The organism is Stenotrophomonas sp. Steno-Z10-HUANG (genome assembly GCF_056393075.1).
This window is the reverse complement of sequence record NZ_JBWJPA010000013.1, coordinates 1-16,204: the sequence shown is the minus strand read 5'-3', so window position 1 is coordinate 16,204 and position 16,204 is coordinate 1. Positions and strand designations below refer to the sequence as shown.

Genomic DNA, 16,204 nt, shown 5'->3' with positions numbered 1-16,204 from the left:
GCCAACTCGTATCGAGGCTACCCAGAATGAACCACCCTCGCATCCGGATGTCCAAGCTTGCCCTTGGTCTCGTTGCCGCTCTCGCGGCCGCGCCGGCTTTCGCACAGAGCACCTCCGCCGGCGTCGGCGGCCTGGTCACCAACAACGGCGGTTCGCCGGTGGCCGGTGCCGAAGTCACCATCACCCACGTCGAGTCGGGCACGGTCAGCCGCGCCACCACCGATGCGTCGGGTCGTTACAACGCGCGCGGCCTGCGCGTGGGTGGTCCGTACACCATCACCGTGACCAAGCCGGGTGAGGGCACCAAGACCGAAGAGGGTGTGTACCTGAGTCTGAACCAGGTTAATACGGTCAATACGGCACTGAGCGGCGATCTCGCCGCGACCACCCTGGAAGCCGTGCAGGTCATGGCGGTTGGCGGCGGCTCTGAGATCTTCAGTTCCAGCAAGATGGGCACTGGCACGAACCTGGCCCGCGAGCAGATCGAGGCGCTGCCCTCGATCAATCGCAACATCCAGGACTTCGTGCGCCTTGACCCGCGCATCAGCCAGAGCGACAAGTCGCGTGGCGAGTTGACCGTTGGCGGCCAGAACCCGCGCTACAACGCCATTCGCATTGATGGCGTGAACACCAGTGATACCTTTGGCCTGGAGTCGAACAATTTCCCGACCAAGCGCCAGCCGGTGTCGATGGATGCGATTGAAGCCATCAACGTCGATATTTCCAATTACGACACCACGATCACCGGCGCCACCGGTGCAGTGATCGATGCAGTGACCAAGTCCGGTACCAACGAATTCCATGGTTCGGTTTACGGCGTCTACCGCGACAAGGACATGGTTGGCGACAATCCGACCAACAATGCCCCGTTCAGCGGTTTCAACAAGGAAAAGACCTACGGTGCAACTTTTGGTGGCCCGCTGGTCAAGGACAAGCTGTTCTTCTTCGTGAACTACGAGAAGTTCGAGCAGGATCGTGCAGGCAGCTCGTTTGGTCCGGTCGGTTCGGGTGCGACCAACGAGGTGAACATCACCGCCGCGCAGATCGCCGAAGTGCAGCAGATCGCCAAGGATAAGTACGGCGTCGACATCGGCAGCTTCAACGCGCCGAGCAGCATCAAGCAGGAAATCGAAGAGTACGCGGCCAAGATCGACTGGAACATCAGCGACAAGCATCGCCTCTCGGCGCGTTTTTCGAAGCTTGAGCAGGTTGATCCGACGCTGGCTGGTTCCAGCAGCACCTCGCTGGGCTTGGACAGCCGCTGGTATGCGGTGAACAAGACCGTGGAGACCTCCGTCGCCCAGCTGTTCAGCGATTGGAGCGACAACTTCTCCACCGAATTCAAGGTCGGTCGCCGTACCTATGATTCGTTGAGTTCGGTCAATACCAAGATGCCGCAGATCAGCATCGGTTTCCGCACCAGCGCCACCGACAGCGACGTCGCTGCATCGCCCTACCTGAATTTTGGTGCAGACGAGTTCCGTCACGGCAACCAGATCAACACCACGACCGATACGGCTTACGGTGCCGGTACGTGGTACGTCGGTGACCATACCCTGAAGTTCGGCTTCGACTGGGAAAAGAACGACGTATACAACCTGTACGCGCAGAACATCTGGGGCTCGTACACGTTCTCCAGCATAGAGAACTTCCGCAATGGCCATTACGGCGACTACCGTCTGAACGCGCCGGTGCCGGGTCTGGGCATGGATTCGGTGGCTATGCGTTACAAGCACCGCAATACCGGCTTGTTCGTGCAGGACAGCTGGGCGGTGAACTACAACCTGACCCTGCTTTTCGGCCTTCGTGCGGACATCCCTTCGCTGGATGACGTGCCGATGCACAATGAGCTGGTCCAGAAGGTCTATGGGCTGGACAACCGGTACACGCTGGACAAGACCCTGCTGCAGCCGCGCTTCGGCTTCAACTACACCTTCGACAGCGAGCGCCCGACGCAGCTGCGTGGTGGCCTGGGCCTATTCCAGGGCGCTGCCGCGAACGTGTGGGTCGGCAATTCCTACCAAAACTCCGGTTTCGGTCTGATTGGTTACAACGCCTTCCCGAATGGTATCGCCGGCCTGACCCAGGCCCAGCGTGAGGAAATCTGGGCAAAGCTGCCGGTTTCGCTGGATGCGGACAATCCCACCACGCCGAATCCGGCCGCGGGTTACCAGATGATGGTCAACCTGATGGACAAGGGGATCGAGCAGCCGTCGGTATGGAAGGCCAACCTTGCGTTCGATACCGAGTTGCCGTGGCACGGCATCGTGGCATCTGCGGAACTGCTGCTGACCAAGGTCAACAATGCGCTGTACTTCCAGCGCCTGGACCTGGGGGCTCCGACCTACACGCAGGGTGTCGACGGTCGTAACCTGTACTGGAAGAATCTGTACGGCAAGGCGTCCGGCACGCGTGCAAACGGTGGTATCGTCAATGGCCAGACCATCGCGCAGATCGCTGACACCATTCCGGGCTACGAGAACGTGACCGGTTGGCACAACGATGGCGTGATCCTGTTGAAGAACACCGACAAGGGCCGCAGCAGCCAGTTCACCGTCAGTCTGAGCAAGCCGCTGGAAGACACTTGGGGCTGGATGGTGGGTTACACCTACACCGATGCGACGGAAGTCAATCCGCTGACGTCCTCGCGCGCCATTTCCAACTGGCAGAACATCGGTGTGTTCGACCCGAACGACGATGTCGCGTCGACGTCGAACTACGAGATCAAGGATCGCGTCACTGCATCGTTGACCTTCCGCAAGGCATTCTTCGGCAACTACAACACCACCATCACCGCGTTCTACGAAGGCCGCTCGGGTACTCCCTACAGCTGGCGTTACCTGAACGACATGAACGGTGATGGCTATACCAATGATCTGCTGTACGTCCCGGCAGGTTTGGGTGATGTGTTGTTCAGTGGCGGCGCAGCGATGGAGACCTCCTTCTTCGATTGGCTGAAGAAGAACCCCGAGCTGCTCGGCTATCAGGGGCGCGTTGCTCCGCGTAACAGCAGCCGCAACCCGTGGGTGAACAACTTCGACGTGCGTATCAGCCAGGAGCTGCCGGGCTTCTTCAAGGGCCACAAGTCGGAGATCTGGCTCGACATCATGAATGTCGGCAATCTGCTGAACAAGGATTGGGGCCACATTGCCTACCAGTCGCCGTATAGCGACATGCGCGCCGTCGAGTTCGTGGGCGTGGACAAGGCTACGGGCAAGTACGTGTACAACTTCGACGAAAGCAAGGTGTACAAGCGTTTCCTGACCGATCCGGAATCCCGTTGGTCGCTGCAGGTTGGTTTCCGCTACAAGTTCTGAGTGATCCACTGATCGGAACCAAACGGTAAAACGGCCGGGGCAACCCGGCCGTTTTCCTTTTCATGGGGGCAGCGCTACATTCGACCAACTGTGAAGACGGAACCGACGATGGAAATGACGAAAGAAGCGGTGGCGCGGGCGCTGCCGGTGCAGGATGCGCGGATCTACCCGCGCGGCGGTCTGGACGTATTGTCGCGGGCGGAGGTCGCGCGCCTGCGCGATGCATCCAGCGGCGGCATGCACGAGCTGCTGCGGCGCTGCGCGCTGGCGGTGCTCACCAGCGGCAGCGCGTCGGACGACCCGCGTGCGGCGCGCGACCTGTACCCCGATTTCGACATCCAGGTGGCGCAGCAGGACCGCGGCGTCCGCATCGACCTCACCAATGCGCCGGCGATGGCGTTCGTCGACGGCGAGATCATCCGCGGCATCGCCGAGCTGCTGTTCTCGGTGGTGCGCGACCTGGCCTACATGGCCATCGAGCTGGGGCCGGAGTATGCCTCGGACCTGGAGACATCCGAGGGCATCACCAACGCGGTGTTCGGCGTGCTGCGCAACGCCCGCATCCTGCAGCCGAGCGAGCCGAACCTGGTGGTGTGCTGGGGCGGTCACTCGATTTCCCGCGACGAGTACCTGTACACCAAGCAGGTCGGCTACGAGCTGGGGCTGCGCGGGCTGGACATCTGCACCGGCTGTGGCCCGGGTGCGATGAAGGGGCCGATGAAGGGCGCGACGATCGCCCATGCCAAGCAGCGCAGGACCAATACCCGCTACATCGGCATCACCGAGCCGGGCATCATCGCCGCCGAGTCGCCGAACCCGATCGTCAACCACTTGGTGATCATGCCGGACATCGAGAAGCGCCTGGAGGCGTTCGTGCGCATGGGCCACGGCATCATCGTGTTCCCGGGCGGCGTCGGTACCGCCGAGGAGATCCTGTACCTGCTGGGCATCCTGCTGCGCGAGGAGAACAAGGCGCTGCCGTTCCCGCTGATCCTCAGCGGCCCGACCATCGCCGCGCCGTATTTCGAGCAGATTGACCGGTTCATACGCATGACCCTCGGCGAAGAGGCAGCCAGCCGCTACGAGATCATCGTCGGCGACCCGGTCGCGGTGTCGCGGCGCATGACCCAGGGCATCAAGCGGGTGCGCGAGTACCGCCTGGCGCACAAGGATTCGTTCTTCTTCAACTGGTCGGTGGAGATTCCGCACGAGTACCAGCAGCCGTTCGTGCCGACGCACGAGGCGATGGCCGCGCTGGACCTGCACCACGGCCGTCCTGCGCCCGAACTGGCGGCGGATCTGCGGCGCGCGTTCTCCGGCATCGTTGCCGGCAACGTCAAGGAGGACAGCATGCAGCGGATCGAACGCTTCGGTCCGTTCAAGATCCACGGCGATCCGGACATGATGCAGGCGCTGGACGCGCTGCTGCGCGCCTTCGTCGAACAGCGCCGCATGAAGATCTCCGGCGAGTATCACCCCTGCTACCAGGTCGTGACCTGAGCCGGCGCGCCGCTGTGGCACGGGCCCGATACCGCTGCGCATCGGGCCTGGTCCGCCGCCGCTGCCGGCCCGCTGCCCGCACTCAGGCGGCCGGCACCCGCAGCGAGGCCAGGTAGCGCCGGTCGGCGATCTCCGTGTGGACGTCGCCGCCCATCATCTGCACCCGCGCGCGCAACGCCTGCAACCCCACGCTGTGGCCGCGGTGGATGCTGCTCGTGGCGGCGGGCAGGTCATTGCTGACCGTGATCCTGGCGCCCCCGGCTTCGGCCTGGATGGCGATCCGCAGCCTGCACGGCCCGGCGGAGGGTTCCACGCCATGGTGGATGGCGTTCTCCACCAGCGGCTGGATCGACAGGATCGGCACCTGCAGGTCGGGCAGCGCGTCCGGCAACGCCCATTCCACCTGCATCCGCGCGCCGAAGCGCAGCTGCTCGATGGCGATGTAGCGACGGGCCAGTTCCAGCTCCTCGCGCAGCGGGACCTGGCGCGAGTCGGTCAGGGCCGCGCGGAACAGATCGGCCAGGTCCAGCAGCAGCTGCTCGGCCTTCTGCGGTTGCTGATGCACGAGCGCAGCCCCGGTATTGAGCGTGTTGAACAGGAAGTGCGGATGGATGCGCGCCTGCAGGGCCTCCAGTTCCGCCTGTTTGGCGCGCAATGCCAGTTGCCGGACGCGCCAGTGGTTCTGGAAGGCCAGCAATACCAGCAGCCCGGCGACCAGCGCCAATGCCAGCGCGCGCAGCACGAACAGGGCGCCTTCGTGATCCCCCTCGACGTGGCGGAAGCTCATCAGCGTCCAGGCGGCCAGTGCCATCAACAGGGTGGTGACCAGCAGCACGCCCAGGCAGGCCCATGCCAGCGGCTGGGGACCGAGCCGGCCCAGCACCGGGCGAAGCAGGTGGACCAGGGCCAGGGTGCCGAGGGTCGCCCACTGGATGCCCAGCGATGCCAGCCCGAACAGCACCAGCCGGTCGTCCACCGGTGCCGGCGACAGGGCAAGCAGCGCGGCCAGTGCCTCGCCGGCGAGGACCACCGCGATCAAGGTCGAGGGGCTGAGCAGGATGTCGATCGGGCGATGGGGATGCGGCACGGCACCAGCCTGGGCGGGGAACCGAGATCATAGCCAGCGCGGGCTACCGCTGGCGCCCGTGATCGGTCCGCTCGTCGCCTTTGTATGGAACGGAGCGCTTGCAGGGCTTACTGTCGGGCCGGACAATCATGGGGAGTGTCATGTCGCGACGGGATGCTGGAACTCCGCGGCCATCGGCAGGGGCGGGGTTCACCTTGATCGAACTGATGGTGACGGTCGCCGTGCTGGCGATCATCGCCGCGATCGCCGTGCCTGCCATGCAGGGGCTGGTCGCCGCCAATCGCCTCAGCGCCGCATCCACCGAGCTGGTCACCGCCCTGCAGTTGGCGCGTTCGGAGGCCATCCGCCGCAATGCGGCTGTCACCGTATGCGGCAGCGACAATGGTACGAGCTGCGCCAGCACGACCGACTGGAGCCGGTGGATCGTGACCGGTCGCGACACTACCAGTGGCAGCGACGAGGTGATCCGCGATTCGTCGGTCACGGGCGACATGCAGGTCGCCGGCCCGGCCGCCGGCATCCGTTTCCGCCCGACGGGCCTGCTCGATGCGCAGGCCAGCATGACGGTCTGCCTGCCGGTCAGCAGCGTCGGCGACAACCAGCGCGTCGTGACCATGATGGTCGGCGGCGCAGTCACCACCAGCAAGCACAACGGAGCTGGAGCATGTCCATGAACAGCGCTGTCCGCGGTCCGGTCCACGGTCCACGCCGATCGCCGGGGCGGCGGTTGCCCCGCCGGCAGCGTGGCGTCAGCCTGCTGGAAGTCATGATCTCGGTGCTGATCCTCGGCGTTGGCCTGCTCGGCATCGCCGCGATGCAGGCACTCGCGCTGCGCGGCGGGCAGGGCTCGCTGGAGAGCAGCCAGGCGGTCATGCAGACCACGTCGATCGCCGAGGCGATGCGCGCCAACCGGCTCAATGCGGGCAACTATGCGATGGCCATGACCTGTACCGCAGGGTCCGGCGGAAGCCTGGCACAGAACGATCTGGCGGCCTGGATCAACGCGCTCAAGCGCACCATCGGCACGGTCGGCGATAGCAGCACCTGCGGCAGGATCGAGGCGCTGGGCAATAATCGTTTCCGGATCACGGTGCAGTGGGACGACCAGCGCGCCGGCGGCAGCAGTACCCGTCAGGTGGCCACCGAGGTGCGCATATGAGCCGCTTTGCTTACCGTGCGGGTCGCCGGCATTCGGGCGGCTTCAGCCTGATCGAACTGATGATCGCGCTGGTGCTGGGGTTGCTGGTGCTGGGCGCGGCATTCGTCGTGTTCCAGTCCAACCAGAACTCGTACCGTGCCAATGAAGGGCTGAACCGCATCCAGGAGAGCGCGCGGGTTGCCTTCGAGGTGATGTCGCAGGACATCCGCTCGGCCGGCGGTTCGGCGTGTTCCACGGCCTCGGTCGTGGAAACCTCCGGCGCCCAGTCCAACGCGTTCCGCGACACTCCGATTACCGGTAACGCCACCCAGTTGACCGTGGTCTCGGGCGAGGATGCGGCCTACAAGGTCACCGCTTCGACCGCCACCTCGGTCACCCTGGATTCAACGCAGGTGTCCGATGCCACGGACAAGTTCAAGGTCGGCGACTGGCTGCTGCTGTGCAACGCGCGCAAGAGCTTCGTGGTGCAGGCCACGAGCGTCAGCAGCAGCACCCTCGGGTTCGCCGCGCTGCCGGGCGGCTACAACCCGGGCAATGACCGATATGCGCCACCCTCGTCCGTGGTGGTGGGGCGGTTGCGCAGCGCGCGCTGGTTCGTGGCCGCCAATGGTCGTGGTGGCAATTCGCTCTATGTCTCGCGCTTCGGCGGTGCCGCCGAGGAAGTCACCGATGGCGTGCAGTCGATCGCCTTCTCGTACCTGCAGCAAGGGGGCACCAGCTATACGGCCACGCCCGCCGACTGGTCCTCCGTGATCAGTGTGCGTGCGGACATGGTGCTCAAAGGGCGTGACGTGGATGGCAGTGCGCTGACCCGCAATTCCTCCAATATCTTCAGTCTCCGGAGTCGTACGCTATGAGTCCTTGCATCGGCGCGGGCGGCCCCGGCCTGGCGGCGAGCCGGGCGCAGCAGGGCATCACCTTGCTGGTGGTGATGATATTGCTGCTGATACTTTCGGTGCTGGGTATCGCGATCCTGCGCAGTTCGGCCATGCAGGAGCGCATGAGCGCCAACATGCGCGACCGCAGCCTCGCCTTCCAGGGCGCCGAAACGGCCTTGCGCTATGCGCAGGACGTCGTGCTGGCCGGAAATTCCGCCTGGGAGGCGGGAACGATCCCGGCCGCTGCCGATTGCACCGGCACCAGCGTCTGTCCGACCGGCGCCAGCCCGGTCTGGGCGAACCTGCCCGCGGGCACATACGACACCCGGCTGGCTGCGCCGCCGCAGTACTGGATCGAGTACCTGGGCGTCGGCCCCGGCTACAAGGGGAACTGCGACAGCATCCCGCTGTCACCGGACTGCAAGAGCCCGCTTTTCCGTATCACCGCACGCAGTCGTTCCGCCGGGCGGGCGGATGTCCTGCTGCAGGCCACTGTCGCCAGTCGCACTCCATCGCCGGGGCAATGATCATGAAGCGCAAGCATTTCAAGCATGGGACGTCGCAGCCGGCCGTGCGCCAGTGGTGGGCGGGTCCTGCCGCGTTCCTGGCCAGCATGCTGGCCCTGCCGGTCAACGCCGGCATCGTAATTCCCGATGACCCGCTGACCACGGCGGCGCGCGTCGCCCCCAACATCCTGTTCATCCTGGATGACTCGGGGTCGATGGCCTGGCGCAACATGAACAACCAGGACGTCACCCAGATCACTGGCCCTGGCTCGTTCAGCAGCCGGCCCGATGCCGACGGTGTGTCCACGGGTACCAGCGTCACCAGCGAGACGCTGGACAACTCCAAGTTGTACATGCAGAGCTATGCGACCAACACGCTGTATTACAACCCGGCGGTGACCTACAAGCCGTGGATGGATGCCGATGGCAATCGGCTGACGGGCGGCATGAGCTATACGGGTGTCTACAGTGATGGCCTCGTGGTGACGCATTCCGGCGCCGGGACCAATGGCGGTTCGAAGGATCTGTCGGCCAACATCCAGACGTTCTACGTGCCGCAGAACACCGCCAATACCAGTGCGTCCTATCTCTCCAGCGTGTCCAATTACTACCGCTACCAGATCCTGCCCGGCAACGGCGGAATCATGCGCGGTGTCTATGGCACGGTGGTGACCACCGCCAGGCAGACGGTGCAGGTGGGGGGCAGCAATACAGCCACCGGCACCCTTTCCAACAACACGGCCGTCGACAACCGGCTGGCCTCCGTGTCCGCGGACGTGGTGCTTGAGATTACCATCGAGAACACCAGCTCGAACAATTCCCGGACCCTCAACTACTCGGTTTACGACCCCTCCGGCAATACCGTCTGCTCCGGCATTTCCAGGCCCAACAGTTCCGGATTCTGCCAGGTGCCCGCGACCGTCGCCGGCCAATACACGGTCAGGGTGCAGCGCGCGACCAACAACAGCACTGGCTACCAGATTTCCGCGCAGCGCTACACCACCAACAGCTGTGATGGACAGAACAGCGGCTATGGCTGGATCGACTGCACTGCGGCGCTGCCTGCATCGCGTACGGGGTCGGGTAATACGGTGGCGGACGAGAAGGCCAACTTTGCCACGTGGTATTCCTATCACCGCACCCGCACCAAGGCGGCCAAGGCCGGCGCCGCCGAGGCATTCAGTCCCTTGAACAGCAAGGTGCGCGTCGGGTTCCGCACCATCTGGGGGCGCAACACGTTCGACATCCCGGTCCGTGATGGCAACGACGGACGCTTCGTCAACAACGTGGCCGATCCCAGCGTGGCCGGCAGCACCAACACCACCTCCCGCTCCACCTGGTACAACCGCCTGTTCGCCGCCGGTGCCAGCAACGGCACGCCGCTGCAGCAGGCGCTGGACGATGCCGGTACCTATTTCAGTCGCTCCGATTCGAGCGGTCCGTATGGCCCGGAGGCGGGCAGCGACCAGCTTTCCTGCCGGCAGAACTTCGCGATCCTGACCACCGACGGTTACTGGAACACCTCCACGGTCGACAGCGGCAACGCCGACGGCACCAGTGGCAGCACCATCAAGGGGCCCAAGGGCAAGACCTATACGTACACGGCGGCTGCGCCGTTCAGCGACAGCTATTCCAGGACCCTGGCCGACGTGGCGATGAGGTACTGGAAGACGGATCTGCGCACCGAAGACTACATGGGTAACACGACCCGGCCGGACAACAACAATGTGCCGACGACCGACGCCGATCCCGCGTTCTGGCAGCACATGGTCACGTTCGGCATCTCCATCGGCCTGAAGACCACCATGGGCTGGTCCAGTGTTGAGAGCGTACCCGCCAACCCGGCCTGGCCGGACCCGGATACCGCCAACCCCGGCACGGACAACGCACGACGCATCGACGATCTGCTGCATGCGGCGGTCAACGGCCATGGCCAGTTCGTGTCCGCATCCAGTCCTTCCGAGTTCACTGCCGGCCTGGGCAAGGCGCTTGCGGCGATCGCCCAGCGCACCGGGTCGTTCTCCAACGTCGCCACCAACTCCGCATCGCTCAATGCAGGTTCCAGGGTGTTCAGCGCCAGCTACGTCTCCGGCACCTGGACCGGCACCGTGAAGGGGCAGCCGGTAACGCGTGATGGCCTCGGTGCGGGCTGGACGTCCAGCATCCCGTCGCTGGCGGCCCGCAAGGTATTCACTTCCACCACGACGGATGCAGGTGCGACTTTTCCCACGGCCAGTCAGCAGACGGCATTGGCCCGCGTGGGTGGGCCGGCCGACTACGCGGTGACCGGGGCGGACAACGCCGCATACATCAAGGGAGACACCAGTCGAGAGGAGCGCAATGGTGGCCTGCTGCGCAACCGGCCCAGTACCGTGTTGGGTGACATCGTCGGCTCCTCCCCGTTCTACGTCCCGGAGACGAATACCCTGTACGTGGGGGCCAACGACGGCATGCTGCATGCTTTCGATGGCACCAGCGGCCAGGAGTTGTTCGCCTATGTGCCCCGCATCATCAATTTCACCCAGCTCGCCACCCTGAGCCGGGGTGATTATTCGCACAAGTTCTTCGTCGATGGTCCGGTGGTTGTCACCGAGCGCGCGTTGACACCCAACAAGAACATTCTGGTGGGCAGCCTGGGTAGGGGAGGCAAGGGCGTCTTTGCGCTTGATGTATCCGCACCGGCGTCGGCCACCGCGACGAGCGTGGCTCTATGGGAACGTCAGGACACCCCCGGTGGCAACATGGGCCAGGTGCTGGGCAGGCCCATCCTGGCCAATGTCCAGGGCACAAGCGCTGCGGCGGTGGTTTTCGGCAATGGCGTCAACAGCAGTCACGACCGGGCCGTGCTCGTGGTGATGAACGCGCAGACCGGCGCCGTCATCCGCGAGATCGACACCGGCGCGGGTTCGTCCGCCGCGCCCAACGGCCTTTCCGCGCCGACCGGCGTCTATGGTCCCGATGGCAAGACCCTGGCGTACGTGTATGCCGGTGACATGCTGGGCAACGTGTGGAAGTTCGACCTGACCGATACCTCGTCTGCTGCCTGGACCGCGACCCGGCTGTTCACGGCCCAGGACGCGACCGGCAAGGCGCAGCCGATCAGTGCCGGCGTCACTGTCGCGACGCACCCGTGGACCAACAAACGCTGGATATTCTTCGGTACTGGCCGCTACCTCACGACCGAAGACGCGGATTCCAGCAACGTCAGCGTGCAGAGCATGTACGGTTTCATCGACTCGGGCGCTGCAGTCAGTCGTTCCGATCTGACCCGGCGCACCGTCCAGGTGACGTCGGGCACATCGAGTGGGTACCCGGTGCGCGCCTTCGAAGGCAGGACCAGCCTGCCCATCAGTTCCAAGGGCTGGTATATCGACCTGCCCGATGCGGGGGAGCGGATCGTGCAGGATGCCCAGGTGGTTTCCACCTACCTGGTTACCGCGAGCATGATACCCACAGGTAATGCCTGTGATGCCGATGGTCGCGGTTATGTCAATGCGCTGGATGCCTTCACCGGCACCAGCGCCGCCAGCTCGTATTTCGATCTGGACAAAAACGCGGGCACCGACGATACGATCAGTGGCCTGCCGGTCGGCTCGGTGGATGCAGGCGTGGGCATGCCTACCCTGCCGAACGTGATGCGTGGCGTCATGCTGGTGGCGGGCAGCAATGGTGAGATCCAGGCCCTGCCGGTTAAACCACCGCGTTGGGAGCGGGTATCGTGGCGCGACCTGAAGGGAGATTGAGAATGAAGAGTGGACGATATGCCCGGGAATCCGGCTTCAGCCTGATCGAGTTGATGGTGGTGGTGGCGATACTGGCGATACTGGCCAGTATCGTGCTGCCCAGCTACAACAACCACGTGCGCAAGACGCGCCGGGCGGCCGGTGCGGCATGTGCGGCGGCGGTGGCGCAGAGGCTGGAGCGCGTATACACGACCGACCTGAGCTACGCGGCTGCACCGAACATCGCCACGTTGACCGCTTCGTGCGATAGCGACGCGCTGCGTTACTACAGCCTGCAAAGGCAGGTCCAGGCACGGACATACACAGTGTCCGCCGCCCCGAAGGGCGCCCAGTCGGGTGATTCGTGCGGGACGTTGAGCATCAACCAGCTGGGCGTGAAATCCCCGAGCAGCCCTGGCTGCTGGTAATCCGGCAGCGTGGCACGTGTGGGGGAACGTGGGCCGACAGGGAAGTCGGCCAGATAACTAAAAAAGCCTGCGAGTGATCGCAGGCTTTTTTATTTATCTGGCGCCCGAAGTTGGACTCGAACCAACGACCCCCTGATTAACAGTCAAGTGCTCTAACCGGCTGAGCTATTCGGGCGGGGAGGCGCATTCTACGCAGCGCCGCAGGGGCATGCAAGTCCCCGGTGCCCGTATCGGGCTGCTTTCGGCGGAGCACGCTTCAGCCTGGACAGGCCCGCGGCGTCTTCGGGCGCTCGCTGCGTGCGCGGCCGGCGTTGTTGACGATGACCGCTGCCAGCAACTGCCCTTTGGCGTTGCAGAGCGAAAAGGTCAGGTTGCTGCCAGCGCTGCGGCCGTCGGGCAGGTAGCGGACCTGCCTGCGTCCGGCGGAGCTGACCACCCGCAGGTGGTGCGACGCCGGGTGGATGTCCTGCCGCACGATGTCGCCCGGGGTATCGGGCTGGCGGTTGCCGTCGCGATCGAGGAACAACAGCCAGCCACTGCTCCAGTCGGTCGAGCGCGCGCAGGTGATGCCATCCGTGGAGGGGCAGAGCGCGGCGGTGCTGCGCCTGCTGACCGCGGTGAGGCGGGCCAGGGCGAGGTTGTTGAGCAGCGCGTAGGTCGCCGCGCGGGTGCGTTGCCGTTCGATCAGGCCGTCCATGGACGGCAGGGCGATGAGGGCAAGGGTCGCCAGGATGAAGGCGCCGACCAGCATTTCCACCAGGCTCATGCCCCGCGGGTGCGGGCACGATGGGGCAGGGAGTGGGGTGAGGGGCGTCCAGGCCATGTCCGGCTTTCCCATGGAGCGGCGCGCGGCGCGCCTGCAGTCAGACTGGACGGTGGCGGCGATGGCGGGAATCGGCCGCAGGGGCCGGCTGGCATGGGAAACATCCTCAGCCGGCCGTCATCCGTGCGCTGGCTATACTTGGCGGTCCATATCGCCGGCGCCGCCATGTCCGACCGCTTCCAGCTCGTATCGCCCTATTCGCCGGCAGGCGACCAGCCGGCCGCCATCGCCAGGCTCGTCGCCAACTTCGAGGCGGGCATCGCCAAGCAGACCCTGCTGGGCGTGACCGGCTCGGGCAAGACCTACACCATCGCCAACGTGGTGCAGCAGATCCAGCGGCCGACCCTGGTGATGGCGCCGAACAAGACGCTGGCGGCGCAGCTGTACGGCGAGTTCAAGTCGTTCTTCCCGCACAACGCGGTCGAGTACTTCGTCAGCTACTACGACTACTACCAGCCCGAAGCCTACGTGCCGGCCTCGGACACCTTCATCGAGAAGGACAGCTCGATCAACGAGCATATCGAGCAGATGCGGCTCGCCGCCACCAAGACCCTGCTGTCGCGGCCCGATGCGCTGGTGGTGGCAACGGTGTCGGCCATCTATGGCCTCGGTGCGCCCGAGGACTACCTGTCGCTGCGGCTGATCCTGTCCAAGGGCGAGCGCATCGACCAGCGCGACTTGATCAACCACCTGACCCAGTTGCAGTACACCCGCAACGAATACGAGCTGCAGCGCGGCACCTTCCGCGTGCGCGGCGAGGTCATCGACGTGTTTCCCGCCGAATCGGACAGCGAGGCGGTGCGCATCGAGCTGTTCGACGGCGAGGTCGAGCAGTTGAGCATGTTCGACCCGCTCACCGGGGAAAGCCTGCGCCGGATGCAGCGCTACACGATCTATCCCAAGACCCATTACGCCACCACCCGCGAACGGGTGCTGGCGGCGATCGAGACGATCAAGCTCGAGCTGAAGGAGCGGCTGGAGCAGCTGTACGCGCAGAACAAGCTGGTCGAGGCGCAGCGCCTGGCGCAGCGCACCCAGTTCGACCTGGAGATGATGGCCGAGGTCGGCTACTGCAGCGGCATCGAGAACTACTCCCGGCACCTGACCGGCAAGGCCGCCGGCGAGCCGCCGCCGACCCTGTTCGACTACCTGCCGCCGGACGCGTTGCTGGTGATCGACGAATCGCACGTGACCATTCCGCAGATCGGCGCGATGTACAAGGGCGACCGTTCGCGCAAGGAGACGCTGGTGGAGTTCGGCTTCCGCCTGCCGTCGGCGCTGGACAACCGCCCGCTGCGGTTCGAGGAGTGGGAGGCGCGCTCGCCGCGCAGCATCTACGTATCGGCCACCCCCGGGCCCTACGAGCTGCGTGAATCCGGCGACGAGATCACCGAGCTGGTGGTGCGCCCGACCGGTCTGGTCGACCCGCAGGTCGAGATCCGGCCTGTGGCCACCCAGGTCGACGACCTGATGTCCGAGTGCCACGAGCGCATCCGCATGGGCGACCGCGTGCTGGTCACCACCCTGACCAAGCGCATGGCCGAGAACCTCACCGAGTACCTGGGTGAACACGGCATCCGCGTGCGCTACCTGCACTCGGACGTGGATACGGTGGAGCGGGTGGAGATCATCCGCGACCTGCGCCTGGGCAAGTTCGACGTGCTGGTCGGCATCAACCTGCTGCGCGAAGGCCTGGACATGCCGGAAGTCTCGCTGGTGGCGATCCTGGACGCGGACAAGGAGGGCTTCCTGCGTTCGACCGGCTCGCTGATCCAGACCATCGGTCGCGCCGCCCGCAACCTGCGCGGCAAGGCGATCCTCTATGCCGACAGGATCACCCGCTCGATGCAGGCGGCGATCGACGAGACCGACCGTCGCCGCCAGAAGCAGGTGGAGCACAACGAGGCGCACGGCATCGTGCCCAGGTCGGTGGCGCGGCCGATCACCGACATCCTCGAGGGCGCGCACGAGGAGGGGGCGGCCAAGTCCGGTGGCAAGGGCAAGGCCCGCCGCGTGGCCGAGCCGGACGCCGAGTACGGTGCGCTCGATCCGGCCCAGGCGGCGGCCCGCATCAAGGTGCTGGAGCAGCAGATGTACCAGCACGCGCGCGACCTGGAATTCGAGGATGCGGCGCGGGTGCGCGACCAGATCCGCCGCCTGAAGGAAGCGAGCCTGGGGTGAGCGGATGCGGCGCTGCCATGGCGCGACGGCTGCGGAAAACGGCGCGGGCAGGGCGATGTGAAAATTTTTCCGGAAACCTGTTGCTCTCCCCGCATCGCTGGCATAAGATACGCGCCCTCGCAGCAAGCAATTGATTGCGACGCGAAGGGCGGTTAGCTCAGCGGTAGAGCACTACCTTGACATGGTAGGGGTCACAGGTTCGAACCCTGTACCGCCCACCACCTCCGACGAGGTGGAAGTCCTTGAAAGCCAAGGCATTTCCTGAGAACTACGAGCAGCCTTTAAGGGCTGTGAACAAGTGGATCAGGGATGGTTTTCAGGGCTCAATGGCCCAAGAGTGGCCCACGAATCGCGGTTGTTCAGAGCGTTTTTTTCCGCTTGACGCACCTACGCGCAGCACTTATTCATAGCTGCGTGGACGCATCCCTCGAACGCAATTTGGTCACCAAGCGCTTCCGCATAGGGGCGCTGGAGGCACTGCTCCGGCTCGCAGTGATAGCCGGCATCCTCGTGGTGGCATCGACCTTGGCACGTCAGTGGGCCGCTAACCACGGAGTCGCCCTGGAATCTGGGATAGCGTTCTGGATGGCTTTGGGGCCGATA

12 protein-coding genes and 2 tRNA genes are annotated in these 16,204 nt (G+C 64.8%); 11 read left to right on the top strand and 3 right to left on the bottom strand.

What is annotated here, in order from left to right; all coding sequences use genetic code 11:
* Window positions 1–26: 26 nt before the first annotated feature.
* Window positions 27–3,317, top strand: a complete 3,291-nt coding sequence (locus AC06E6_RS15260) for a TonB-dependent receptor (protein WP_321990247.1) — start codon at window positions 27–29, stop codon at window positions 3,315–3,317.
* Between the two features lie 114 nt (window positions 3,318–3,431).
* Entirely contained in the window at window positions 3,432–4,817 is a 1,386-nt protein-coding gene (gene ppnN / locus AC06E6_RS15255) for a nucleotide 5'-monophosphate nucleosidase PpnN (RefSeq protein WP_427853127.1), read from the top strand.
* A gap of 82 nt (window positions 4,818–4,899) precedes the next feature.
* Here the strand turns inward: ppnN and AC06E6_RS15250 are convergent, their stop codons facing one another.
* Window positions 4,900–5,904: a sensor histidine kinase gene (locus tag AC06E6_RS15250; RefSeq protein ID WP_240211483.1), complete on the bottom strand. Its 1,005-nt coding sequence runs from the start codon at window positions 5,902–5,904 to the stop codon at window positions 4,900–4,902.
* Window positions 5,905–6,032: 128 nt separating this feature from the next.
* On the opposite strand from AC06E6_RS15250, the gene AC06E6_RS15245 reads away from it, so the two are divergent.
* Genes AC06E6_RS15245 through AC06E6_RS15220 form a run of 6 tightly spaced genes read left to right on the top strand, consistent with a single transcriptional unit; the run spans window position 6,033 to window position 12,597 of the window.
* Entirely contained in the window at window positions 6,033–6,578 is a 546-nt protein-coding gene (locus AC06E6_RS15245; protein WP_345778718.1) for a GspH/FimT family pseudopilin, read from the top strand.
* Entirely contained in the window at window positions 6,569–7,063 is a 495-nt protein-coding gene (locus tag AC06E6_RS15240; protein ID WP_240211481.1) for a type IV pilus modification PilV family protein, read from the top strand. Before AC06E6_RS15245 ends, AC06E6_RS15240 begins: the two co-directional genes overlap by 10 nt.
* Window positions 7,060–7,920 carry a PilW family protein gene (locus AC06E6_RS15235; RefSeq protein WP_161613180.1) on the top strand — a complete coding sequence of 287 codons (861 nt, stop codon included), beginning with the start codon at window positions 7,060–7,062 and terminating at the stop codon, window positions 7,918–7,920. Before AC06E6_RS15240 ends, AC06E6_RS15235 begins: the two co-directional genes overlap by 4 nt.
* Window positions 7,917–8,468, top strand: a complete 552-nt coding sequence (locus tag AC06E6_RS15230; RefSeq protein ID WP_240211480.1) for a pilus assembly PilX family protein — start codon at window positions 7,917–7,919, stop codon at window positions 8,466–8,468. The genes AC06E6_RS15235 and AC06E6_RS15230 overlap by 4 nt, the downstream gene beginning before the upstream one ends.
* Before the next feature lie 2 nt (window positions 8,469–8,470).
* Window positions 8,471–12,190 carry a pilus assembly protein gene (locus AC06E6_RS15225; protein ID WP_478061876.1) on the top strand — a complete coding sequence of 1,240 codons (3,720 nt, stop codon included), beginning with the start codon at window positions 8,471–8,473 and terminating at the stop codon, window positions 12,188–12,190.
* Window positions 12,191–12,192: 2 nt separating this feature from the next.
* Window positions 12,193–12,597: a type IV pilin protein gene (locus AC06E6_RS15220; protein WP_275692431.1), complete on the top strand. Its 405-nt coding sequence runs from the start codon at window positions 12,193–12,195 to the stop codon at window positions 12,595–12,597.
* A 98-nt stretch (window positions 12,598–12,695) separates the two neighbouring features.
* Here the strand turns inward: AC06E6_RS15220 and AC06E6_RS15215 are convergent.
* Both AC06E6_RS15215 and AC06E6_RS15210 read right to left on the bottom strand, forming a co-directional pair.
* Window positions 12,696–12,772 (bottom strand) — tRNA-Asn (locus AC06E6_RS15215).
* 81 nt (window positions 12,773–12,853) lie between these two features.
* Window positions 12,854–13,363, bottom strand: a complete 510-nt coding sequence (locus AC06E6_RS15210) for a GspH/FimT family pseudopilin (RefSeq protein ID WP_240211478.1) — start codon at window positions 13,361–13,363, stop codon at window positions 12,854–12,856.
* Between the two features lie 222 nt (window positions 13,364–13,585).
* Between AC06E6_RS15210 and uvrB the strand changes: the two genes are divergently transcribed.
* The 3 genes from uvrB to AC06E6_RS15195 form a co-directional block, all read left to right on the top strand.
* Window positions 13,586–15,601, top strand: coding sequence for an excinuclease ABC subunit UvrB (uvrB, locus tag AC06E6_RS15205; RefSeq protein WP_104938512.1), 2,016 nt, complete (start codon window positions 13,586–13,588; stop codon window positions 15,599–15,601).
* Between the two features lie 146 nt (window positions 15,602–15,747).
* Window positions 15,748–15,822, top strand: a tRNA-Val gene (locus tag AC06E6_RS15200).
* A gap of 193 nt (window positions 15,823–16,015) precedes the next feature.
* Window positions 16,016–16,204: hypothetical protein (locus tag AC06E6_RS15195; RefSeq protein ID WP_478061875.1), on the top strand; the 189-nt coding region annotated here is incomplete at its 3' end.